Raw genomic sequence first — 23,690 nt, forward strand, 5'->3', positions numbered from 1 at the left:
TTTATATATTTAATTACATTTATTAATGAGAAGATTTTTTACTCTATTCTTAGTTTTTCTTTTTATTACACCTATATATTTAGTTGCTCAACCAAGAGAAAGTATAAATATTGATAAAACTGATTCCTCTTTAAATCTACTACCTAAAAGAATAATAGCAGGTTTTTTAGATATTAGGACTCCTAATTCTACATCTAGAGTTGATATCGAAAAGGCTAGAAGTGATGGTTATAATGTCATTATTATTGCTTATGGCGAGGTATACAATACTGATATTGGCTTTTATTCATCTAATTCAACTTCTATACAAACGACCATAGATAAAATAAAAGAAGCAAAAAAAACTGGAATGAAAGTTTTATTAGCTGTTGGAGGTATTCCAAATACATTTCACCCTGATATAAATAAATTAGGGAAAGACCCCATAATTCTAGGAAAGCAAGTTTCCTCTTTTGATGTTAATCTTTTGGCTAAAAACATAGTTACTTTCTTACATGAGAACGATATAGATGGTATTGTTTTTAGTTTAAGAAAATCTACATATCCGGAATTTCTTAGTCAGCTTTTATCAGATATTAAAAAACTTGATACAAATATAGTTATTTCTGTAGAGCCTCAAATCAATGATTATAAGCTTGTAACTACAGGCAAAAGCAATGATTATGATAAAGCCATAGAAAGCGGATCTATAGACTATCTTTTTATGCAAGAATACAATAACCCTCCTCAATATGATCCTGAATTTATTTCCAATAGCTATTTAGAAGTCATGAATAATACTAATATACCTTCTCAGACAAAGATTATAATATCTGAGCCAACAAATGCTATTTCGGGAGGAGCCAATACCATTTACCATCCAAAAGGTGATGCAACAATATCTCTAAACACAAAAGAAGCTATTAAACTCATGTTACCGGAATTTGAAAAACTTAAGTTTAAACCTAGATTTGTGGGTGTTGCTGGATGGTCTTTAAATACTGATTATGCTGCAGATTTATATGGAGACTCTTATAGTAATCCTGGAGCTTTTGCCAGAGACCTTAAAGCCTGTATTTATGATAATATTTGCGCGCAAATTTATAACACAAAAAAAAGTCCTGTTATTGCTGGCTTTTTACCGTTGTGGGGTAGTAATAGCTTTAATGCTCTAAATGAGTTGATGGATACTACCCCTGTGGATATAAAAATGCCCAAAAATGAAGAATACTGCGACCAAAATCCTGAAGTTTGTAAATACAACCTAATAATTGCAGCTGCTGTAACATATACAAAAAATGGTGACTTTAAGATATTGTTTAAAAATCGAAACGATAGTTCTATAGATAAGATATATAGCCCCTCAGAACTGAAAAATTTTATTAGTTATATGAAGTCAAAAGGAAAACATATTTTAGTTTCTTTTGAGGATAATAATTCAAGTATTAATTGGCAAACCGTAAATCTTGACAATTTAGTTAAGACTATTAATGAATATGGTTTTAATGGTATAAATTTTGACTTATCAGATGAAGCTATACCTAAAAACGAAAAAGATGCTCAAATTATAGCATCAAAAATAAATAAACTAATAACAGTCCTCAAACAAAATAATAATAATCTATGGTTAACTTTTTCTCCTGAATGGGAATATATTGTTGCTCCATTAGCTAAAAATGGTGTGGATAATATTTACAGTAATAATGCTTATATTCAGATGTTAGAAGATATTGGCATGAGTAATATAAATTATATTTTGCTAGATACATTCTCTGAAGATATTTCTCTAGCTATTTTGAGCTTTTCTAAGCATAAAAATGGTCAGTTTACTAAAATTTCACCGTCTGATAGTTATGCCAAATTTATAGCTTCACTTGCTTGGGCTTTGACTACCCAAGAAGGATTTAAAGCTAATGAACCTAAATATGAGATAGATAAACCTATTAATATACCTGCTAATAAGTTGGTTTTTATGATTCCTGCTACTGAAGGTATCTCATCAAAAAGAAACATATATAGACTATCAGATACAGATATAAATGAAGCAATCAATCTTATGAAAAAAAATAGAGCTTCTTTTGCTGGTTTTGCTCTTTGGAGTATGGACTTTGATGCTACTAATATCAAAGTGCTAAATTATAAGCATATCCCTTGGAGTACAACTAATTTGATTGCTAATATCCATCTACCACCAATAGTTTCAACAAATATAAGCACCAGCAAGTATTTGAAGAAGGTATTTGGCCAAAATCAAAGTAATAATATGAATATTATAATATATCCAGATCAAATAGGATCATACGATGAAAACACAGTCGTCAACTTTGCAGGTAAAGTATATAAGTGCAAATCCACGTTAGATTTTAAACTTTGTAATGATGAAATATATATTCCAGGAGGACTATATGGAGATCTTGCGTGGAAAGAGCTTCAATTAAAAAAAGATAGCAATAGTGGGAATAAAAAATATTATAGACTTAAAAGTGGAGAAATACCTAATTATCCTAAAGGTATCGGAGATTATAAAACAGGTCAAATAGTTAATACTGCTAACAAAAGATTTGAATGTCGACAACAATTATACTGTAATGATTCTTTGTACAACCCTATAGAGAAGAAAGGTTTTCTTGCTTGGAATGATGTTACCAATACATTTTTTGACATTAATAATAATCAGGAAATTACACCAGAAGGAGCAGACTATATTTATCCTAATAATATTAAAGATTATAAAGGAGGAACAATAGTGGCTGTTGGTAAAGAATTATATCGATGTAACCTTGGCATTGAGTCAAATTTATGCTCTTTAAAAGCATATAAGCCAACTGGTAAATATGGCGTAGACGCTTGGACTAAAGTAAATATTTATAAATAATTTTATATATTTCTCATTTAAGTGAAATAATAATATTTAGAGGTGATTTATGAAGAGTATTCTAATTGTTGATGATGAAAAAGAAATTTTGAATAGCCTAAGGTATATTCTTGAAAATGAAGGATATAATATTTATACAGCAGAATCTACTGTTAAAGCAGAGCGAATTATAGAGTCATTTAAAGAGATTGATTTAATATTATTAGATATTATGATGCCTGGAGAAAATGGGTTGGACTTTTGTAAAAGACTTCGTTCACGTAAAAATATTAACATTATTATTGCCTCTGCTTCTAATGATGAAATAGATCAAATTTTATCTTATGAATTTGGAGCGAAAAACTATATATCTAAACCATTTAATAAAAAGTTATTATTAGCAAAAGTTAAGAGTATTCTTAGTGCCAATAAAGTCGAAGAGTATAGGTATGTAACTTTTAATGGATTTGTTTTTGATACATTAATGAAAACTATTAAGAATGAACAAGATATTGTTTATAACTTGAGTATGATTGAATATTCTATACTATCTTTACTTATTGATAATGTGTATGAGTTTGTAAATCGTGATGATCTATTTCAAGCTGTATATAACTGTCCTTATGATGGTTACAGTCGAAAAATAGATGTTGCAATAAGCAAACTAAGAAAAAAGATTGGAGATAAAGAAAAAAATATTATTGTTACTAGCTCTCAAAATGGCTATTCTTTAAATATTGAACTCCAAAAGTCAAACACTATAGGAGATATTTGATTATATTTTATTAAATTTAATAGAAACTTTTAAACCCTCAGGCTCATTATTCATTACTTCAATTTGAGCATTATTTATATCTAGTACCTTTTTTACTATAGATAATCCCAGCCCTGTACCTGGCACCATACTGTTTCTAGCAATATTTGACCTAAAAAAAGGAGTAAATACTTTTTTTAGGTCATTCTCTGAAATTCCAGGACCATTATCTACAAAAGAAACTTGTATAACTTTTTTATCATATTCAATAATAGAAATACTTACAGAACCTGCATATTTAAAAGCATTTTCTATAATATTTACAAATGCCCTCCTCATAGCTTGGTTTTGTATATATACTACACCATGTTCTATCGATGAAAAAAATGTTATAGGGTAACCAAGCATATTATAATCATCATACAAACATTCTGTAAAATCTACAATATCAATTTTTGATAACTTCTCTTTATTATTGTCTCTCCTATTATATGTAGTAATTTGTGAAAAAAGATACTCTATATCATTAAAATAGCTAATAATCATAGGATTATTTGTATCTCTATTTTCTATTAAAAGTTTTGCTTTTGTTAGAGGAGTTTTTAGATCATGAGATATTGCATTTAGGGTAAATCGTGTGTTTTTTATTTCTTTTTTTAAAGAAATAATTATTTTAAAAATAGTTTTGGGTATTAATTTAAGATTCCGTGGAGTAAATATATAAAATTCCTTTATATCATTTTTTGTTATTTTAAATAATATTCTTTTAAATCGCATAAGGTTAATTAATAAGAGCTGGCTATATATGATATATATAGGGAAAAATATTGAGATTATCAGAGATAAACACAGTGAGATATAGTACAAATAAAATTTAGCCTTACTTTCAATATGTAAATTAAAACAAGTTTCATACCCCTTATAACAAACAGAGATATTTTTTATTACTTTTTTATTTTCTATACTATTTTCTATATTTTTTCTACGAGCTTCATGATGAGAATTTGGGTTATTAATTTTTATAACCAAGTTATAAACTGGTTTTTTTGTTATTGTATACTCAATATTTGCAGAGCTTTTACTTAATATAGTTTTTTTATTAAGATCAATGCTTTTATTTTCTAAATCATTATAAAATGTATAACTTAAGTCAGTAACTATATTTATAGGTTTATATATCTGAGTCTCAGAATAATACAGATATGATACATATATAAAAATCAAGTTAACTAAAGTAATTAAAACAAGAACTAGAGATACCACAATAGACAGGAGCTTTTTATTCCTAAAAAACAAAGTAAATACTCATTTTTTTTCAAAATTTTATAATATTTATTACTGATAGACAAATAAATTATTTGTTTCTAACAGATCATTATTTAACTTCATATAATTAGATGAAACATCTTTTAATATACCTTTTAATGGAATGAGCCACCATTGTAGTTATTCAAAGCATCAATAAACATTATCTAAAATAAATTAAATGTTACATTAAAAATAAAATTTGATATTTTATATTATTTAATCCCAAAGTTCATTATCGTCTAGCTCAATGATCTGATTTTCAAGATCACCAATATCTTCTTCAGAATGCTTTTGTTGTAGAGAATACTTTTTACCACTATTTAAAGTCTTTAAAAGATTACTATAATCATTAGAGTCTAACTTTTTATAATCTATTCCATTAATAATAGCATCTATCCAAATTGCTACATATCTACCACAATCTGTTTGAAGAGGAGCCTGGATATTCAAATTCTCTATAGATGTTTCAACATGATACTCACTTTCTAAAAGTGTAAAATCTTCTTCTTCTACTGTTTCTTTAATATATGCTATAGATGTAATATTAGTTGTAAGTTCGTGGCTTATTCTATTTAATAGTTCACTATCAGACTTATTAGCAGCTTGACTCATCAAAGAGTCAACTATTTTAAGATCTATTTTCTTGGCCTTTCTATCAATATCTACGATTAATAAGACGGCATGACCAACTCCATTTGATGCTGTAACAGATCCTGTATATAAAAGTTTTATATTTTGCTTAGTGGCATACATATGTGAAAACTTTGTAATATCATTAACTATTTTATCTTCTCCATAATAAGTTGCTAAAGCTTGCTCATTATCACTATAAACAATTACTTCATCACCTAAGTCAACAACTCCATTATTTTGATGCTCTTTAACCAAATTTGTTATATAGTTTGATGTATTATTAGGGTCTGTACCATTAAGTCCTCCAACTGTTTGACCACTTAAAGGATTAACAAAACCCTGTGCATAGTTTTTTACTCCAAAAACAGCCTTATTTAAGATACTCATCGTTGATCTATTATTAATCTCAGTCTTATTTTCTTTGAGATACTTATCAACACTCAATATTTCCTTATTAGTACCATCAGATGCTTTGAAAGCACTCCTAATATATTCTGGTTTTGATTTACTGCCATCTAAAGTAACTATTGGATAACCATATTGTTTACCAAAGATAGAACCTAAATAAGTATTATCTAAACGAGCCTCAATAGAAACTCCCTCTAAGATATTAAACTTAGAGTCAGACTCTTCACATCTCTTTAATAAATAGTCTGCTTCTTTCTTAGAAACAAGATAACCCTGCTTTTTAACTCCTGATTCTGTAAATTCCACTAGCTTAGGGTTTATTTTTTCTTTATGCGGCTCACCTGTATATTCACCATTTACATAACAATATAATTTAGCAGCAAATGTTGATGTTGGAACAAAAGCTAAGCCACACATTGCTGAGATAGCAGATAATTTTAAAATTGTTTTTTTCATAATATTTTTCCTAATTTAGTAAGTTTTATTGTAAGAGTGTAAATAGATTATATTTTTTCTATTGAAAATAGGTGTTAATGTTTGTTAAATTTTGTAAATCTATTAATATAAATAATGAGTTATCTTGTTTTTTTTAAAAGCACATTCTTTATATAATAAAATAAAACGTCTTGTAACATATATTTGACATTTATCATAATAAAGTATAAATTGTATCCACCCAAATGGGGGCGAATATGGTTTCGACATGAATGTCAAAATCTAAGGTGCATGTCGAGGAAGTACCGTAACCTCGTTAATAACAGTACAAATGCCAATAATAACTGGCAACAAAAAAGCAAACCGCGTAGCGGCTAACGACAGCAACTTTACTGCTGTTGCTAAAGCTGCCTAGTCTAGCTTAATAACCTAGAGACGCACGGATATGATAGTCTTTCTTATGACACTATCTTTACATCCGTTCATATTCCGCATAAGACGGTCTTTGCTTTTTGTCTGGAAGTTCAGGCTGTATTTAACAGACTCGCTAGCTATTACCCTGGCTAATTGGGGAGTAGTCAAGCTAAACTCAAATAGATTAGCCTAAGCATGTAGATCCAAGGATAGAGAGTTTGTGGACGCGGGTTCAAGTCCCGCCGCCTCCACCAGTTGTATTCAATTTTTTTGAAAAATTTTATTTAAATAGTTATTATTTAGATACAAGAACTCAGGTATAGATTTTAATGAAAAAAATATTAACTTTTGCTCTCATTATTACATTATTAGACAGCTGTACCTTGATAAATGATAGAAATATAACTTCTAGTACTAGTCCTCTTGTACAAAGGCAACAAAAATCATTACTTACTAATAAAACTCAAGGTAACAAACCATACTTTGATTCTCTCAAGTATGCATAACATTTTTATATTCATTAAAAAGTTGATGTGATTGATTAGATACTTGTTGTCTGTTTTCGCTGCTAATTTGGTCTGTATTCTGATTTGCGTTTTGGATATTTTGTTGCATAAGTTCTAAATTTTTTGCATCTATTGAATTAAATGACAATACAATTATAAAAGTAATCAAAAATTTTTTCATATGGATATTTTCTTATAAAACTATTTAGTAATAACTTTAACTAAGAAAATGTAAACATGCAACGAACATTTTTTACAATAAAAAGTTTATGCTTTGTGAAAATATTTTATAGAATAGTCATCAATTATTAATTTAAGATATTTATAAAAATGATTAAAAAATATTCTTTACTATTTGCTATAGGACTTATTTGGGGCTCACAATTTATCTTTCAAAAAGAAGCTATCGAACATTTCCCACCAATTTTGATTGCTTTTGCTAGATCATTTATTGGTTGTTTGATTCTTTGTATTGTTTGTTATTTTTTAGGTTTAAAATCTAAATCATTCAAAAAAGATTTTGCTATTTACTCCTTAATAGCTTTTCTTGAAGCTACAATGCCTTTTATGCTAATACCATGGGGTCAAAAATTCACTAGCCCATCCATTACTGCTATTCTGACTGGAACAGTGCCTTTTTTTGTTGTTTTACTTGGACCATTAGTAGTTAATTCTAGAATAACTTTTGCTAATATTTTAAGTATTTCAGTCGGATTTATTGGTTTATTAATATTATTTTATCCAAATTTAGTAGCTGACAATCATTCAATAAATATATATGGAATATTAGCAATACTATTAGCAACTACATCCTTTGCGCTAGCTTTATTACTTTTAAGTAAATCTTGTTTCCACGATAATCCTATTATTGTTTCAAGAAATATTCTTATTGCTTCAACTTTACAGTTATCTATCTTACTGATTATATTTAAGCCAAGCTATGCCAGCATTCATTCTTCTACTTTTGCACTATCTTCTTTAGTATATTTAGGTATATTTTGTGCTGGTATTGTATATTTTCTTTATGCTTCTTTGATAAAAGTCGCTGGTCCAGTTTTTACCTCTTTTACTAACTACTTAGTGCCTTTGTTTGGAGTTATCTTTGGTATATTAATCAACCATGATCCTTCTAACATAACTGTTTGGATATCTTTAATTATCATCCTATCTGCTGTTAGCCTTAACTATATAACTAAACACTAATCATTATTTATGATTTATTATTTTCTATGCCAGATCACTACTTCTTTGATAAAATATAAATGTCATTAAAAATCTTAGGAGAATACAAATGAAATGTCCATTTAAAGAAAATGATTCTTGCTGTAAGCAGTTTTGGTTTTGTGCGTTAGCTGTCTTTTTAACGGTATTAGGAGTTGCTGTCGCATTGAAAATTATAACGCTAATTTTATGTATATTTCCTGGTTCTGTACACGAAAATACATGGCTTGTAGTTATATCTATCGTTTTAGTACTATTTGCCGCTAAATACCATAAAAAAGGCCACTGTGGCTGTGGTCCTAAATGTGACTGTCCTTGTAACAAAAATCAAGCTAGTAAATGTTGTGATTCAAATAAGGAAAACTCTGCTGAATAAATCTTCGGACATCTATTTTTCATAACTAATTACTATATTTATGTCTTATAATATCTATATATTCAAATTCTTTTTTCTAAAATTTAGATAATGCAGTATTTAGAACAAAACTGTAAATTAACATTACACGAGAGTCTAGAAGAATATAATAAAAATTACTCTTTCCTAAACTCAAATGATGGACATGATGAAGCTAGCAAATGGTTTAGAAGTCATGATATCACACATATTTTATTTGGAACTATTCCTTTTGAAATTAGAGGTGAAGCTATAAATGACACTTGGACTTTAGTAGGTACTAATGTCACTCTCAAAGGTTATAAAAAGTTTCTTAGCTATGTTGATTATAAAACTGTTATAGATAGTTATAAACGAAAGTATAAGTATACTATCATCATTTATTTAGTGACACTTAGCTATATCCCTGTATGTTTATTGACTATATTTAGAGCTTATAAAATGTCTAAAAAATGGAATTGGTATAATTATGATGAATATCTAAATATACCTCTTTCAGAAATTAGAAAAGAGTTTAATATAAAGGTTATAAAGCCTTAATTTTTAATGTTTGTATAACTTTTTTGATTTATCAATAAAATGTATAAAACAGCAGATATAACTACAAATACTAACGTAAATAAGTTATAAGAAGATATATTTTCATATATATACCCAAATACTAATTCAGATACTAAATATGCAAAAATAACCCATGATGAAGCAAATGCTTTTGTGATTTTAGAAAAATCACCTTTGCTATCTATATATGCATATATTAAGAAAAACACTATATGGAGAACTAATGCAACAACTAAGTTAAGTACTCCTGCAATCATCAACAAATATGTCAAAAACATATATACTAAAAAAGCTATAGTTCTAGAAAAAGGTAGATAACTCAAAGGTAAAGGATCAGCCTTGTTTGCTTTGATTTTTGCGTATGCAATAGGTAGAGCTATACATGATACTAATATAAAAGTCGTTGTTAAAGAAGCTATCATCTGCCAGTTTCTAAAGAAAAATATCAAAATCAAAGAGCATATAAATGAAAAAATTAATGAAGTACGCGAAACGTTTACACCCTCAGTTACTCTAGCAAAATAACCAGGCATTTGTTTTGCCTTTGACATTTCATTTAGCATACGCGTACTAGCACCTAGATAGATAATACCTGTTCCTGATGGGCTAATCAGAGCATCTGCATAAAGTACCAAAGCTAAAGCATTTAAACCTAATATTCCTGTTAATTGAGCTAAAGGAGATTCAAAATTTAAGCCACCCCAACCATTCTCTAGCATTTTCTCAGGTACGCCACCAATAAATGATATTTGTAATAATAAATATATAAATAATACTATCAATACACTACTAACTAATGCTATTGGAATATTTTTTCTAGGATTATCTAGCTCTGCTGAGAAACTAGCTGCCATCTGAAACCCAAAGAATGAATAAAATATACCACAAGTAACAATAGCATTAAAAATACCACTAACTCCATCTGGCATAAATTTAACATTTTCACCACCAAAATTACTTGAATGAAATGCTGCTATCATTATTATCACCGATGTAACTATGGGTATGATTATCTTTAGAGATGTCAGTGAGTTATTGATTTTTGATAGAGATTTGATACCCCAATAATTTATCAATGTATACAATAGCATAAATACTGCAACTACCAAAACACCTACAAAAGTAAGTTCTCCATTGCTAAATACATAAGGAGTAATTGGCTCATATATAGAAGAAATATATTGTGTTGTAGCCATAGCTTCTGACGGTACAATTATAAGCCCTAGCATCCAGTTTGATAACCCTGTTACAAAACCAAAATGCTGATTATGCGATATAGTTACTAATCGCGTAAATAATCCATTTGTAGGATATTTAACAGCTAGTTCTGATAATAAGAAAGCCATTAAAAGAACTACAAAAGCTCCTATAATCCATGAGAAAATTGATGAAGCTCCCGTTGCTTGTGAGGCATAATAAGAAGCATATAACCATCCACTACCAAGCATAGTACCGACACTTAATGCTATAGCAGTAAATAGACTAGGTTTTTTTGTATTTTTCATAATTTTATTTCACCTATTTTTTAAGATTTGTATCCAAAAACAAATATATTATTCTTAATAAATAGATTTTAATCAATAAAATTATTTTGTGATGCTATAGGAGAAAAGTTAAGAAGATAACTAAAATATTAGATTTTCATTGGCATTATGATGAACAAGCTATTATCTTTTTCATCCTTAACCAAAGCACTCATATTTGGATTATCAAGATAAATAGTCATAGTTTCTTCACTTAAAACATTAATAATGTCTAGAAGATATTTGTAGTTAAAGCATATTTCCATATCATTATCATTATACTGAACTTCTACTTTATCTTCTGCTTTTTCATTATCAGGGTTATTTGCAGATAAAAGCACTTGTCCTTGAGATATATTTAAACGTACACCTTTGTATTTATCATTAGCTAAAATAGATGTTCTTAACAATGAATTTTTCAAAACTTGTTTATCTACAGCAAGAAGCTTAGTATTATTTTTAGGGATTACTTTTTGATAATCTGGATAACGACCATCTATAAGTTTTGATATAAATGCATAATTACCAAACTCTGCTTTAAGATAGTTCTTACCTAAACATATTTTGATATTTTCTTCTGTTTTGCCAACTATTTTCTTAAGTTCTAAAATAGCCTTTTTAGGAATTATTGACTGCGAATCACTATCTAAAACTTTACTATCTATTATAGACTCTGTAATAGACATTCTGTGTCCATCTGTAGATACTGCTCTAAGTAAGTTTGAGTTAATTTCCCAAAACATCCCATTTAAGAAATATCTAGTATCATCATTAGCCATAGAAAAATCTACTTTTGAGATAATATGATGAAAGTCTTGTTGAGAAAGATCAAAACTTGCTTGCTCATTAATATTACTGTCAATTAAAGGATAATTATCAGCATTTAGCGATATAAGGTTAAATGTACTATTATTAGATATAATTGTAACTTTATTATCATCAATTCTAAAATCGATCATAGAGTTATCATTTAAACTTCTAACAATGTTGTATATTTTGTCAGCATTTAACGCTAATTTTACGTTTGTATTGCAACTAACAGCTATATTACATGATATCTCTGTATCAAGATCAGAAGCTGTAATTTTAAGATTATTGTTATTTATATCAAACAATATACATGATAATAAAGGCATTGTACTTTTACTATTAGCCACTGATAACATTGACTGTAAAGGCTTTAGTAAGTCATCTCTATTTAGTACAAAATTCATTTTTAAAAACCCCTTTGATAATAGTTCCTATTTTTATTTAACGAGAAATCTTGTCTAAAAGCAACTCATAATCATCAGATATTGAAGTATTGCTTTGTCTTAATTTAGTTATAGCTTTGACAGCATGCATAACTGTAGTGTGATCTCTACCACCAAAGGCATTACCTATCTCTGGTAAGCTATGTGATGTCAACTCACGTGCCAGACTCATTGCTATTTGTCTTGGTCTAGCTATATTTCTACTTCTTTGATTGGAAGTTAAGTCTTTTACCCTAATTCTATAAAAGTCAGCAACAACCTTTTGGATATTATCTATTTTTACTTTCTTTTCTTGTATTTTTATAACATCTCTTAAACAAGCTTGAGCTACTTCTATAGTAGGATCTTTATGATTAAATTTAGAGGTTGTCAGTACTCTATTTAAAGCGCCCTCTAACTCTCTAACATTTGTACGTACATTTTCAGCTATAAAAGCAGCTGTTTCATTAGGTAGTTTTTGTCCTAAGTCATGTGCTTTTTTGAGCAAAATAGCTATTCTAGTTTCTAAATCCGGCATATCTACAGAAACTGTTAGACCATATCCAAAACGTGAAACTAATCTTTCTTCCAAACCTTCTATTTCATTTGGATACTTATCACTAGTTAAAATTATCTGCTTACCATTTTCATACAAAGCATTAAAAGTATGGAAAAACTCTTGAGCTGTACCTTCTTTACCTGCTATAAACTGAATATCATCTATAAGAAGAATATCTGCAGATCTATACACTCTCTGAAACTCATCTTGATCTTGTAATCTAATTGAATTTACATAATCTTTAATAAATTGTTCAGAGTTTGTGTATATAATTCGAGCATTTGGATTAACTTCTCTTGCATGATTACCAATAGCCTGCATCAAGTGAGTTTTACCAAGTCCACTACCACCATATATAAATAATGGGTTATGCAATTTACCAGGATTGATAGATACTTGCATAGCTGCTGCTCTAGCTATTTTGTTTGCATCACCAACTACAAAACTATCAAAAACATATTTTTCTTTTAATGGTAAACCAAAAGAATACTCTTGATCATCTTTATCTGTAATTAGCATAGCTTCATCAAAACCAAATAACTCCTGAGATGCAGAATTTTTAGAAGATAATTTTTTCTGACTCTTTTTAGGCTCTTGATTTAAGCTTGTTTCTTCAGAATCGTCTTTTATTTCAACATTTTTTTGATTAAAAAAATTAGCTTGCGGACCAACTGAAGTAACTTCTGGAGATTTTTCTCCAGAGAATTTTTTATTAGAATATTCTATAAGCAAATCACCATCATGAAACTCTTGTATAGTAGATGAAATAATTTCACCATACTTAGATTTGATATGTTTTTTAAAATATTCATTATTACAATAAATTGTGAATAAGTAGTTATTCTGCTCTACATGTATAGGTTTAATCCACGTTTTATATTCAAACGTAGAAAGGCTTTTTTTTAGCTTTTTTAAACACTTATTCCATGTAGTCATAATAAAAAAATGTCCCAATAACCTTTAATTTAAAAGGATAACCAATAGTTGGCATAACAAATTAATTGAATGTGTAAGATTTTATTGTAATAAAAAAAAATAAGCAAATATAATTATTTAAACCTGTGGATAATTATGTTAATTAATTTGTTTATTTATTTAGGAGAATGTTGTTAAATAACTTATTCACAAATATGTTGATACTTTTGTTGATAAATTTGATAATTGTTTATCCACATTTTTGTCCAGTTTATTTCATCCACTTTTTTACATACTTATACATCTCTTTTAAACTATCTAATTTGTAAGTTCTATATAGCTTTCGGCAAGTTATCCACACAAAAATGTCTACATAATAAATAATAATATAAAGAAAAAGAAATTAAGTTATATATAAATAAAGAAAAGAAAAATAATCAAAAATATAAAAAAAAAATTTTTTCTTTATAATGGATGTTAATAAGATAAAAATACTTTTTCTAATGTCATTAAATACTGAAATATTTTTAAATATAAATAAATATGAGCAAAGAATAGCTATAAAAGAAAATAATATACTTAAAGAAATTCTAATTGAAAGAGATAATCAAAAAAGAATTGTTGGGAATATTTATAAAGGTAAAATAATTAGAGTACTTCCTGGTATGCAAGCAGCATTTGTAGACATAGGATTAGAAAAAGCAGGTTTTTTACATTTATCAGAAGTTATTCCATTAGAAAGAGATGATGAAGAATCTGATGAAAACTTCAAACTAAATAAATTAAATACTGAAGATATCAATAAATGGTTGCGTGAAGGACAAGAAGTATTAGTTCAAGTTGTCAAAGAAAGTATTGGTAATAAAGGTGTAAAACTAACTTCACACTTATCAGTGTCATCTCGTTTTTTGGTTTTTTTACCTGATTTAGACCATATTGGTATATCTCTTAAGATAAGTAAAGAAGAAGAAAAACAAAGATTATTAGATTCAATTAAAAAAATTACCCAAAGTGAAAATCCTCGTGGATATATTCTAAGGACTGCTGCAGAGGGTGCTAGTTATGAAGAATTAGAAAATGATATCAAGTTTTTAAATAATTTATGGCAAGATATTTTGGATATTTCAAGCACTATAATCAAACCTGGTGTTGTATATGAAGATTTTAGTTTGATAATAAAAACAATTAATATTTTTGCTAATGACAATCCTGATAAAATCCATGTTGATGATATAGATTCATATAAAGAAATTTGCCAATTTGCTGACAAATATATTCCTGGTTTAAGAGATAAAATAGAGCTTTATCAAAAACATAATATTTTTGAAGAATATGATATTGATGTTGAAATAAATAAAGCTTTGGATAAAACAGTATATCTCAAATCAGGAGGTTATTTGGTTATTGAGCAAACTGAAGCAATGATAACTATAGATATAAACACAGGCGGTTTTATTGGAACCAAAAATCTAGAAGAAACTATATTTAAGACAAATCTAGAAGCCACAAAAGAGATAGCAAGACAGCTAAGGCTGAGAAATTTAGGTGGTATAATAATCATAGATTTCATAGATATGATGGATGAATCACACAAAAATCAAGTTTTAGAAGCCTTAAAGAAGGAATTAGAGCTTGATAAGGCTAAGACTAGTGTAAGTGATATTTCGGAGCTAGGATTGGTTGAAATGACGCGTAAAAGGGTACATGAGAGCTTGTTAAGGACATTATGTCAACCGTGTGAACATTGTAATGGTAAAGGAAGTGTCAAAACACTACAAACAATTTGTTATGATATTTTTAGAGAAATTAAATCAGAATCAAAAAATTATCCAAATTATAATAATTTTTTGCTTATGTCTTCAAAAAAAATTATAGATTACATTGAAAGAGAAGAGTCTATATGGTTAGCAGAATTAGAACTAGAGATTGATAAAAATATATATCTAAAAGCTGAAAGTAACCATATATACAACCAATATGACATAATTCCATTAAATTAAAAAAAATTACAAAACATTGTTGACAGCTTAATAAAAAGAGCTATAATACATACTCATAGTCGCCGACTTAGCTCAATAGGTAGAGCAACTGACTTGTAATCAGTAGGTCGCCAGTTCGATTCCGGCAGTCGGCACCATAACGGAGTGGTAGTTCAGTTGGTTAGAATACCTGCCTGTCACGCAGGGGGTCGCGGGTTCGAGTCCCGTCCATTCCGCCATATTCTCATTAAGGTCTAGTTCTTAAAACTCAGTTTTCCCCTTTTTACTTCTGATATCTTGATCTAGACCTTAATTTTTTGCCTTTTCTTTTAAAACAAATGAATAAAACGGTTTATTTAATCAGTATGTACCATAAAAAAACAGTAGTTATCCTCTTTGCTTGATACGCGGATCTCTTAGATATTGGAGAAATTCTCACCTTAGTGAGAATGACTTGATAATTAAATCGGCAGTCTTTAAATTTGATAGTTTAAATCTATGTGTCTAAAAGTTTTTTAGATAAACTCAACGCTTTTTAGTATTTAATGTTTTTATGCATATAATAACAAAAGTTGTTATATTTAATGTAATGATGTACCATTACAAAATTACATTAAAAATTATTTTTTTATGAATTCAATTAATGGATGGCAACAATTAGTAAATATTTTATCTGAAACTTCAGATCCTAAAGATATTGATGTTATTTGTGATTTTTTATTAACTAAAGAAGAAAAAGAACAATTAAGTAAAAGGGTATTATTAACTAAAGAACTAATAAAAAAAACTAAATCACAAAGAGATATATCTAAAGAAATAGGTATAAGTATTTGTACAGTTACAAGATGTTCTAACGCCCTAAAAGATTGTTCTACAAGAGTAAAAGAAATATTCTCTGATAATATAAAAGGTGATTAAATGTCAGTAAAAGAGCCAGAAAAATTTTTAGCTTCTCATATCTATAATTTAGATTATCAAGAAGATTTAAATAGATGTTTTGCTAATTTATGTACTAACAAAAAAAATACTATATTGTTAGAATCAGCAGAAATAGATACAAAAGATAAACTCAAAAGTATTTTGGTACTAAATAGTGCCTTGCGTATAGCTTGTATTGAAAATAGAGTTTTTATGAAACCATTATCCAAAAATGGTGAATATGCCCTAAAAGAGATACAAAAAAACATCAAAGAAGGTGTTGAATATATATATGATAACAAACAATTAATATTAACTTTTAAATCAATAAAAGATTATCAATTCAATGAACATCAAAAATTAAAAAAACAGTCAGTTTTTGATGCTTTAAGAATTATAAAAGATAGTTTTGAAATATATAATGAATTTAGTATTTTTTTGGCTGGTTTATTTGCTTATGATGTTGTTGGTAGTTTTGAAGAAATAGGTCAAGTAAAACGTAAGAATAAATGTCCAGACTATGTATTTTATCTAGCTGATACAATACTTGTAAGTGACCATCAAGAAAAAAATACGTTTATACAAGTTAATAGCTTTGGACATCAAACAATATCAGATCTAGAGGATAGTGTTGCTGTAATTAAGCAAAATATAAATAATGATATAGAGTTAAAAGTTGAAAAATTTAGCAATTTAGAACCTAAAGAATCAATAAATGATAGAGATTTTTGTAGTGTAGTAGATAAACTAAAATCACATATTATAGATGGTGATATATTCCAAGTTGTACCTTCAAGAAGTTTCTTTTTGCCATGTCAAAATTCTTTGGAAGTTTATAAAGAGCTTAAGCGTACAAATCCTAGTCCGTATATGTTTTATATGCAAGATGAAGATTTTATTATTTTTGGAGCATCGCCAGAAAGTGCCTTAAAGTATAAAAAATCTACGAATCAAGTAGAGATATATCCTATAGCAGGCACACGTAGAAGAGCAAAAAATCCAGATGGTAGTATTAATACAGATTTAGATAGTAGGATTGAGCTAGAGCTTAGATTAGATGCTAAAGAAAATGCCGAACACATGATGTTAGTAGATTTGGCACGTAATGATGTTGCAAGGATATCGAAAACTGGTACTCGCTATGTTGCTGATCTTTTAAAGGTTGATAGATATAGTCATGTTATGCATTTGGTCTCTAGAGTAGTAGGTCAACTTGCTGATGATTTGGATGCTTTGCATGCTTATCAGGCTTCTATGAATATGGGTACATTAACAGGTGCACCAAAAATAAAAGCAATGCAGTTAATATCAGCAGTTGAAAAACAGACTAGAGGTGGATATGGCGGAGCTATTGGTTACTTTAATGGGTATGGTGATTTAGATAGTTGCATAGTTATACGTTCTGCATATGTTGAAGATGAAATAGCAGAGGTTCAAGCAGGTGCAGGTGTAGTATTGGATTCTATACCTATAGCAGAAGCTGATGAAACTAGAACAAAAGCACAAGCTGTAATATCAGCTATCAAAAATGTACATGGAGTGTAGTTAATGGCTAATATTATATTTATAGATAATTTTGATTCATTTTCTTATAACTTGGTGGATGAATTTAGAGTTCTAGGAAATAATGTCGAAGTATTTAGAAATAACTTATATCTAGAAGTTCTTTTGGATAAAATTAACTCAACTGATAATCCCATAGTTGTGATATCGCCTGGTCCTGGTAACCCTGCAAGTGCAGGATGTATAGTTGATCTTATATCAGTTATTAAAGGTAAGATACCAATTATAGGAATATGTTTAGGTCATCAAGCTATAGTTGAAGCTTATGGTGGTATAGTATCTCATGCTAACGAAATTGTTCATGGTAAAACTGCTAAAGTTAAATTTATAAAGCATGGTATTTTTGAGGGTTTGGAATCACCATTGAGTGTGGCTAGGTATCATTCTTTAGTAGCTATTAAAGTACCAACTGGCCTAGAAACTGTAGCGGAAGTTAATGACTTGGTAATGGCTGTAGTAGATGATAAAAATAAGGTCTGTGGTTTACAATTTCATCCTGAATCAATAATGACTATACATGGCTCTAAACTCTTAGATAATATAGTTAGATGGGTGCAGCAATGATTAGTTTAAGAGATATCGTAGAAAAATTATTTAATTCAGAAGATCTTAATTATGAAGAAAGTTATCAGCTTTTTGATTATTTTATCAAAGGTCAAATAGAGTTACCTTTACAAACTAGTATATTAATAGCTCTTAAACTAAAACAAGAAACTTCGATAGAAATAGCAGCCGCAGTAGAAGCTCTACTTGATAATACAAAAGAGTTCCCAAAAATAAATGGAGATTTAGCTGGAATAGTTGGTACTGGTGGAGATGGGCTTAATACTATTAATATTTCTACAACAGCTGCGATTGTTGCAGCGGCAGCTGGTTATAAGGTTGCTAAACATGGTGGTCGCAGTGTATCAAGTAAATCAGGTTCTTTTGATCTTTTAGAATCTTTTGGTATCAATATAGAATTATCACCAGAGCAAACAAAAGAATGTTTAGAGCTATATAATCTTGGATTTTTATTTGCGCCATTTTATAGTGAGGGCTTTAGACACATAAAAGAGGCTAGAACTATCTTAAAAACTAGGACTATTTTTAATATTTTAGGACCTTTGATAAATCCAGCTAGACCAAATAAGGTTGTGATAGGAGTTTACTCAAAAGATTTAATTTTGCCAATGGCAAAAACTCTAATTAATCTTGGAATTGATAGAGCAGTTGTAGTATACGGTAGTGGCTTAGATGAAGTAGCAATACATGATGATACTTATGTCGCTGAAATACAAAATAATCAGATAACGGAATATAAAGTTTCTCCTGTAGACTTTGGTATAGATATATATGCAATCAAAGATCTTGAAGGTGGCTTACCAGAGCATAATAGAGAGATTATAAAGCAAATACTTCAAGGTAAGGGTAAACAAGCGCATAATGCTGCGGTTGCTGTAAATGTAGCTATGCTTATGAAGCTTTATGGTAAAGATAATCTAAAGCAAAATACTCAAGAAATATTAGAGCTTATAAAATCAGGCAAATGTTTTGATACATTACAACAAGTTATAAATCATGGTAAATGAAATGAAAAAATTAGGAATTTGTATATTAGGAGTATTAATGATGAGCTCTGGATATACTTGTACAGTTTTTATTAAAAATAATGGTAAAAATAATTATGTTTTTGCTAAAAGTAGAGATGTAACTTTTGATAGATATGATTCAACATATTATTTCTTAAGGCAATAAAATGTAGTTTTTCATGCACCAAAAAAAGGTTATAAATATATTTCTTTACAATATAGCCAATCTCAACCAGATCCAAACATTTTCTCTACAGGAACAAATGAAAAAAATTTGTCTATGAGTTATAACTATGATAGTTCACAGTTAGGAAGTACAGGCGATAATTTATCTGAATATACTCCTTCTATTATAAATATGGCTAATAAGTTTAATAGATATTTAATTAGTAACGCTGCTACATTAAAGGATGTAAATAAAATAATTAAACAAGCTGTTTATAATTTTAATAATAAAAGTACTGAACAAGAGCCTTTTGCTGTTCCTATGTTATTATCATTTGCGCAACATAATAAAAATAAAAAAGATATTTATGAAGTTGTAGAGATAGTAATATCAAATCCTAATATTGTAAAAGAAACATACTTTAAATCATTAAAAATAAGTGGTTATCAAGATTTTCAGGAAAATAAGAAGTGCGTAAGTATTTTGAATAATATGTATGGTAAAGGATTTAATAAAGACATAGTAAATATTTATAATAATGTATTTATGTCTAATCAATTTATTTGTAGTTACATTGGAAGAACAAGCTTTAAAAATAATTATTCAAATTTGGCAAGTTATTACTTTGCAGATCAAGTTGCTAAATTGACAGCATATAATAACTTACAACTTGATTATAAAATTAAAAAATCGAATGATTATCTAATTGAAACTAACTCTATAACCTCTATAGATTTACAAAAACATACATATTTTGTTCCCCCAGAATCTATATCTCGTTATGATTCTTTAGATACTTTGCTCAAAAATTCAGAGCAAATATCAAAATTGGTTAATGATAAAAATGGATACTCTAGAGAGTTAGCTATTATGTTCTTAAATTATATATATAATCCAAGTAAATATGATTTAGATGGCTATACTATGTCATCTAATATGGCTGTTTCTAGAGAAAGTAGTAGAGCAAAATATGTTGTTAGTTTTATTAAAGACAATACCACAGGAAGAGAAGTTCCATATATATTTGTTGAAATTACTTCTCCAGCACAACCGTACAATAGAGCTACTATAAAACTAAATAAATGCTTTTGGGAAGAGCATAAAAATAATGATATTATTGTTGATAAAGATGAATTTTATTATAAATATCATAAGATGTATCAAAATTATAATGGATAATAATCATGAAAAAAATAATATATAGTTTATCGATATTATCTTGTAGTTTAGGTTTTTCAGCTGATAGTGATACTAAATATCAAAAAGCCGTATTTGCAGGTGGCTGCTTTTGGTGTTTGGAATCAGATTTTGAATATATGCAAAAACATCAAGATTTAAGCCATGATGGTATTATAAAGGTTATTTCTGGTTATGATGGTGGTTTGCAAAAAGATCCTACTTACAAAACAGTATCTGCAGGTATTACAAACTACAAAGAATCAGTAGAGGTTGTATATGATCCTACTAAAATTAGTTATCAAGATTTAGTAGAGTATTTTTATCGTCGTATAGATCCTACAGATTCTAAAGGACAGTTTTGTGATAAAGGCGAGCAGTATCAATCAGCTATATATTATAGCGATGATAAACAAAAACAAGTTGCTGAAGATGTTACTAAAAAATTAAAAGCAGAATTTAAAAAGCATAATCAAACTGTATATACCCAAATTTTACCATCTACACATTTTTATAAAGCCGAAAGTTATCATCAAGATTATCATCATAAAAACCCTAAAAGATATTGCTATTATCGTACAGGATGTGGTCGTGATGTAACAGTGAATAAAGTTTGGCAAAATATAGATTGGAAATATAGTAATATAACACCTTTTAATATACCATCTAGCTATGCAGAATGTTTAACAAGATAGTAAAATGAAAGTAGTAGGTGTAGCATCAAAAGTTTCTAATGATAGGGAAGATTTACTTGAAGAAGCTTGGGAGCTTTTCTTTAATAGTGAAGTATTAGAATATCTTAATGGTCAAAATATATCTCAGGATATAATATCTGTTTATTATGGCTATGAAGGCGATCATACGGCTCCATATACTCTTTTGATAGGTTATGAGGTGGCTGAGTCTTTTGAGGTACCAACAGGGTTAAATTCTGTGCAAATTGAGCTTAACCATCAAACGCACCGTGTTGAAGGCGAGCTACCTGATGCTATTATTGATAAATGGCAACAAATTTGGGCAGATAATTCTAAAAAGAGAGCTTATAAAGCAGATTTTGATAGATATAATCCTATTGAAGATTATGCTGAAGTTAATGTCGAATATCTAAAATAAATAAGCTTCAAATCAACAAAGTACAGAAAAATTCAACTTTTATTGTTTTTTCGTTTAAAATACTTGATAAAATTATATAAATAATAAGTATTATGGAAACTATATTAGCTAAGATAGTTGAAGCAAAAAGAAATTGGCTTTTTGCAAAAAAAAGATTATTTCCACTAGATGTATTCAAAAAAGAAATTATAAAAACAGATAGAGATTTTTATCAGGCTTTAGAATCAGACAAAGCAGTATTTATTCTAGAGTGCAAAAAAGGATCTCCTTCTAAAGGAGTTATCCGTAAAAAATTTGATCTAAATGAAATAGCAGCAGTATATAAAAATTACGCAAATGTAATATCTGTACTTACAGATGAAGAATTTTTTATGGGTAACTTTGCAAATTTAGGAATTGTTAGAAATCAAGTTTCTCAACCTGTGCTTTGTAAAGATTTTATGATAGATGAATATCAAGTATATTTAGCTAGATACTATCAAGCTGATGCAATTCTATTGATGCTTTCAGTGCTAGATGATACTGAGTACAAAAAACTAGCAAAATTAGCTCATCGTTTTGGTATGGGGGTACTTACAGAAGTAAGTAATGAAGAAGAACTTCAACGAGCAATAAAACTAAAAGCAAAAGTAATTGGGATTAATAATCGCAATCTTAGAGACCTTTCTATAAATCTAAACACTACTCGCCTATTAGCGCCAAAAATACCTAAAGGAACAATAGTTATTTCAGAATCAGGAATTTATAAAAATCAAGAAATCCGTGATTTAAGAAATTATGTTAATGGCTTTTTGATAGGTAGTTCTATTATGAGTGAACGCAATCTAGAACTTGCAGTTAGAAAGCTTGTATATGGTTTTAATAAGGTTTGTGGTCTTACTTCTGTAGAAAATGCGCAAAAAGCATATAATGCGGGAGCGGTGTATGGAGGATTTATATTTGTAGAGAAATCTCCTCGCTGTGTAGATTTTGCCATGGCAAAACAAATAACTAAAAAAGTTAGATTAAACTATGTAGGTGTATTTGCTAATGCTAGTATTGAAGATGTTGTAAATACTGCCTATGGTTTGAAACTTAGTGCAGTGCAGTTACATGGTGACGAAAATCAAGAATATATAGATGCACTAAAATCAAAACTACATAGAAACTGTCAGATATGGAAAGCTTATGGAATTGACAAAACTGTACCAGAGTTTTTTGCTAATGTAGATTATCACTTATTGGATGCTCAAGTAGATGGTAAATCAGGTGGTACTGGTAAAGCTTTTGATTGGAGTCTTATTAAAGATAGGAAAAATATAATACTTGCTGGTGGTCTGAATCCTAAAAATATAGCAAAAGCAATAGAGCTAAGATGTTCTGCTTATGATATTAATTCAGGTGTAGAATCTGAGCCAGGACAAAAAGATCAGCAGAAATTAAAAGAAGTTTTTGAGGTTATAAGAGACTACTAGCATCTTATTTCACACTTTATTTTAACTTATAAGTATTAAAAGTAATTCATAGTT

At 28.6% G+C, this 23,690-nt stretch carries 21 protein-coding genes, 2 tRNA genes and 1 other RNA gene; 19 read left to right on the forward strand and 5 right to left on the reverse strand.

The window, feature by feature from the left end; all coding sequences use genetic code 11:
• Window positions 1-25 precede the first annotated feature (25 nt).
• Both FTPG_RS02385 and FTPG_RS02390 read left to right on the forward strand, forming a co-directional pair.
• Window positions 26-2,854 carry a glycosyl hydrolase family 18 protein gene (locus FTPG_RS02385; RefSeq protein ID WP_004286820.1) on the forward strand — a complete coding sequence of 943 codons (2,829 nt, stop codon included), beginning with the start codon at window positions 26-28 and terminating at the stop codon, window positions 2,852-2,854.
• 49 nt (window positions 2,855-2,903) lie between these two features.
• Window positions 2,904-3,608 carry a response regulator transcription factor gene (locus FTPG_RS02390; protein ID WP_004286821.1) on the forward strand — a complete coding sequence of 235 codons (705 nt, stop codon included), beginning with the start codon at window positions 2,904-2,906 and terminating at the stop codon, window positions 3,606-3,608.
• Here FTPG_RS02390 and FTPG_RS09850 read toward each other — a convergent pair whose 3' ends face one another.
• Window positions 3,609-4,364, reverse strand: coding sequence for a sensor histidine kinase (locus tag FTPG_RS09850; RefSeq protein WP_234367125.1), 756 nt, complete (start codon window positions 4,362-4,364; stop codon window positions 3,609-3,611).
• A 747-nt stretch (window positions 4,365-5,111) separates the two neighbouring features.
• Window positions 5,112-6,392, reverse strand: coding sequence for a hypothetical protein (locus FTPG_RS09530; protein ID WP_004286823.1), 1,281 nt, complete (start codon window positions 6,390-6,392; stop codon window positions 5,112-5,114).
• Between the two features lie 226 nt (window positions 6,393-6,618).
• Between FTPG_RS09530 and ssrA the strand changes: the two genes are divergently transcribed.
• The 5 genes from ssrA to FTPG_RS02425 all read left to right on the forward strand — a co-directional run bounded on the left by ssrA (window position 6,619) and on the right by FTPG_RS02425 (window position 9,446).
• Window positions 6,619-7,039, forward strand: a transfer-messenger RNA (tmRNA) gene (ssrA, locus tag FTPG_RS09640).
• A 75-nt stretch (window positions 7,040-7,114) separates the two neighbouring features.
• On the forward strand, window positions 7,115-7,291 hold the full coding sequence (locus FTPG_RS09775) for a hypothetical protein (protein ID WP_004286824.1): 177 nt from the start codon (window positions 7,115-7,117) through the stop codon (window positions 7,289-7,291).
• A 330-nt stretch (window positions 7,292-7,621) separates the two neighbouring features.
• A complete protein-coding gene (locus FTPG_RS02415) occupies window positions 7,622-8,494 on the forward strand; it encodes a DMT family transporter (RefSeq protein ID WP_004286826.1) in 873 nt (290 codons plus the stop codon).
• Window positions 8,495-8,582: 88 nt separating this feature from the next.
• On the forward strand, window positions 8,583-8,888 hold the full coding sequence (locus tag FTPG_RS02420) for a hypothetical protein (protein WP_004286827.1): 306 nt from the start codon (window positions 8,583-8,585) through the stop codon (window positions 8,886-8,888).
• Between the two features lie 90 nt (window positions 8,889-8,978).
• Entirely contained in the window at window positions 8,979-9,446 is a 468-nt protein-coding gene (locus FTPG_RS02425; protein WP_004286828.1) for a hypothetical protein, read from the forward strand.
• Here FTPG_RS02425 and FTPG_RS02430 read toward each other — a convergent pair.
• The 3 genes from FTPG_RS02430 to dnaA form a co-directional block, all read right to left on the reverse strand.
• Window positions 9,443-10,972: an APC family permease gene (locus tag FTPG_RS02430; protein WP_004286829.1), complete on the reverse strand. Its 1,530-nt coding sequence runs from the start codon at window positions 10,970-10,972 to the stop codon at window positions 9,443-9,445. The genes FTPG_RS02425 and FTPG_RS02430 overlap by 4 nt on opposite strands.
• 128 nt (window positions 10,973-11,100) lie before the next feature.
• Window positions 11,101-12,204, reverse strand: coding sequence for a DNA polymerase III subunit beta (gene dnaN / locus FTPG_RS02435; protein ID WP_004286830.1), 1,104 nt, complete (start codon window positions 12,202-12,204; stop codon window positions 11,101-11,103).
• A 37-nt stretch (window positions 12,205-12,241) separates the two neighbouring features.
• Complete coding sequence (gene dnaA / locus FTPG_RS02440; protein WP_012280268.1) at window positions 12,242-13,717, reverse strand: chromosomal replication initiator protein DnaA; 1,476 nt, start codon at window positions 13,715-13,717, stop codon at window positions 12,242-12,244.
• 482 nt (window positions 13,718-14,199) lie between these two features.
• Here dnaA and FTPG_RS02445 point away from each other — a divergent pair, with 482 nt between their 5' ends.
• From FTPG_RS02445 to trpCF, 12 genes are all read left to right on the forward strand, one after another.
• Complete coding sequence (locus FTPG_RS02445; RefSeq protein ID WP_004286832.1) at window positions 14,200-15,696, forward strand: Rne/Rng family ribonuclease; 1,497 nt, start codon at window positions 14,200-14,202, stop codon at window positions 15,694-15,696.
• A gap of 61 nt (window positions 15,697-15,757) precedes the next feature.
• A tRNA-Thr gene (locus FTPG_RS02450) sits at window positions 15,758-15,833 on the forward strand.
• A 4-nt stretch (window positions 15,834-15,837) separates the two neighbouring features.
• A tRNA-Asp gene (locus FTPG_RS02455) sits at window positions 15,838-15,914 on the forward strand.
• A gap of 391 nt (window positions 15,915-16,305) precedes the next feature.
• Window positions 16,306-16,593 carry a trp operon repressor gene (trpR, locus tag FTPG_RS02460; protein WP_004286833.1) on the forward strand — a complete coding sequence of 96 codons (288 nt, stop codon included), beginning with the start codon at window positions 16,306-16,308 and terminating at the stop codon, window positions 16,591-16,593.
• On the forward strand, window positions 16,594-18,138 hold the full coding sequence (locus FTPG_RS02465) for an anthranilate synthase component 1 (protein WP_004286834.1): 1,545 nt from the start codon (window positions 16,594-16,596) through the stop codon (window positions 18,136-18,138).
• Between the two features lie 3 nt (window positions 18,139-18,141).
• Window positions 18,142-18,720 carry an aminodeoxychorismate/anthranilate synthase component II gene (locus FTPG_RS02470; RefSeq protein ID WP_004286835.1) on the forward strand — a complete coding sequence of 193 codons (579 nt, stop codon included), beginning with the start codon at window positions 18,142-18,144 and terminating at the stop codon, window positions 18,718-18,720.
• The gene (gene trpD, locus FTPG_RS02475) at window positions 18,717-19,727 is read left to right on the forward strand and encodes an anthranilate phosphoribosyltransferase (protein WP_035722223.1); all 1,011 of its coding nucleotides are present in this window, start codon (window positions 18,717-18,719) and stop codon (window positions 19,725-19,727) included. The genes FTPG_RS02470 and trpD overlap by 4 nt, the downstream gene beginning before the upstream one ends.
• Before the next feature lies 1 nt (window position 19,728).
• Window positions 19,729-19,893, forward strand: coding sequence for a hypothetical protein (locus FTPG_RS09720; protein WP_154657792.1), 165 nt, complete (start codon window positions 19,729-19,731; stop codon window positions 19,891-19,893).
• Between the two features lie 114 nt (window positions 19,894-20,007).
• Window positions 20,008-21,072, forward strand: a complete 1,065-nt coding sequence (locus FTPG_RS02480) for a hypothetical protein (RefSeq protein WP_004286838.1) — start codon at window positions 20,008-20,010, stop codon at window positions 21,070-21,072.
• A gap of 2 nt (window positions 21,073-21,074) precedes the next feature.
• On the forward strand, window positions 21,075-21,764 hold the full coding sequence (gene msrA, locus FTPG_RS02485) for a peptide-methionine (S)-S-oxide reductase MsrA (RefSeq protein ID WP_144402381.1): 690 nt from the start codon (window positions 21,075-21,077) through the stop codon (window positions 21,762-21,764).
• 4 nt (window positions 21,765-21,768) lie between these two features.
• Entirely contained in the window at window positions 21,769-22,182 is a 414-nt protein-coding gene (locus FTPG_RS02490; RefSeq protein ID WP_004286840.1) for a GyrI-like domain-containing protein, read from the forward strand.
• Window positions 22,183-22,274: 92 nt separating this feature from the next.
• A complete protein-coding gene (gene trpCF / locus FTPG_RS02495) occupies window positions 22,275-23,636 on the forward strand; it encodes a bifunctional indole-3-glycerol-phosphate synthase TrpC/phosphoribosylanthranilate isomerase TrpF (protein ID WP_004286841.1) in 1,362 nt (453 codons plus the stop codon).
• The last annotated feature ends 54 nt before the right edge of the window (window positions 23,637-23,690 follow it).

This window comes from Francisella philomiragia subsp. philomiragia ATCC 25015 (assembly GCF_000156715.1).
In the GTDB taxonomy this organism is placed as follows: domain Bacteria; phylum Pseudomonadota; class Gammaproteobacteria; order Francisellales; family Francisellaceae; genus Francisella; species Francisella philomiragia.

Coding starts and splice junctions, on each gene's coding strand:
- FTPG_RS02490 (WP_004286840.1), top strand. CDS start 21,769: ATGAAAGTAGTAGGTGTAGCATCAAAAGTTTCTAATGATAGGGAAGAT.
- FTPG_RS02420 (WP_004286827.1), top strand. CDS start 8,583: ATGAAATGTCCATTTAAAGAAAATGATTCTTGCTGTAAGCAGTTTTGG.
- FTPG_RS02415 (WP_004286826.1), top strand. CDS start 7,622: ATGATTAAAAAATATTCTTTACTATTTGCTATAGGACTTATTTGGGGC.
- FTPG_RS02385 (WP_004286820.1), top strand. CDS start 26: ATGAGAAGATTTTTTACTCTATTCTTAGTTTTTCTTTTTATTACACCT.
- FTPG_RS09720 (WP_154657792.1), top strand. CDS start 19,729: ATGAAAAAATTAGGAATTTGTATATTAGGAGTATTAATGATGAGCTCT.
- FTPG_RS09850 (WP_234367125.1), bottom strand. CDS start 4,364: ATGCGATTTAAAAGAATATTATTTAAAATAACAAAAAATGATATAAAG.
- FTPG_RS09775 (WP_004286824.1), top strand. CDS start 7,115: ATGAAAAAAATATTAACTTTTGCTCTCATTATTACATTATTAGACAGC.
- dnaA (WP_012280268.1), bottom strand. CDS start 13,717: ATGACTACATGGAATAAGTGTTTAAAAAAGCTAAAAAAAAGCCTTTCT.
- FTPG_RS02480 (WP_004286838.1), top strand. CDS start 20,008: ATGAGTTATAACTATGATAGTTCACAGTTAGGAAGTACAGGCGATAAT.
- trpR (WP_004286833.1), top strand. CDS start 16,306: ATGAATTCAATTAATGGATGGCAACAATTAGTAAATATTTTATCTGAA.
- FTPG_RS02425 (WP_004286828.1), top strand. CDS start 8,979: ATGCAGTATTTAGAACAAAACTGTAAATTAACATTACACGAGAGTCTA.
- FTPG_RS02470 (WP_004286835.1), top strand. CDS start 18,142: ATGGCTAATATTATATTTATAGATAATTTTGATTCATTTTCTTATAAC.
- FTPG_RS02390 (WP_004286821.1), top strand. CDS start 2,904: ATGAAGAGTATTCTAATTGTTGATGATGAAAAAGAAATTTTGAATAGC.
- FTPG_RS02445 (WP_004286832.1), top strand. CDS start 14,200: ATGTCATTAAATACTGAAATATTTTTAAATATAAATAAATATGAGCAA.
- FTPG_RS09530 (WP_004286823.1), bottom strand. CDS start 6,392: ATGAAAAAAACAATTTTAAAATTATCTGCTATCTCAGCAATGTGTGGC.
- FTPG_RS02430 (WP_004286829.1), bottom strand. CDS start 10,972: ATGAAAAATACAAAAAAACCTAGTCTATTTACTGCTATAGCATTAAGT.
- trpCF (WP_004286841.1), top strand. CDS start 22,275: ATGGAAACTATATTAGCTAAGATAGTTGAAGCAAAAAGAAATTGGCTT.
- trpD (WP_035722223.1), top strand. CDS start 18,717: ATGATTAGTTTAAGAGATATCGTAGAAAAATTATTTAATTCAGAAGAT.
- dnaN (WP_004286830.1), bottom strand. CDS start 12,204: ATGAATTTTGTACTAAATAGAGATGACTTACTAAAGCCTTTACAGTCA.
- FTPG_RS02465 (WP_004286834.1), top strand. CDS start 16,594: ATGTCAGTAAAAGAGCCAGAAAAATTTTTAGCTTCTCATATCTATAAT.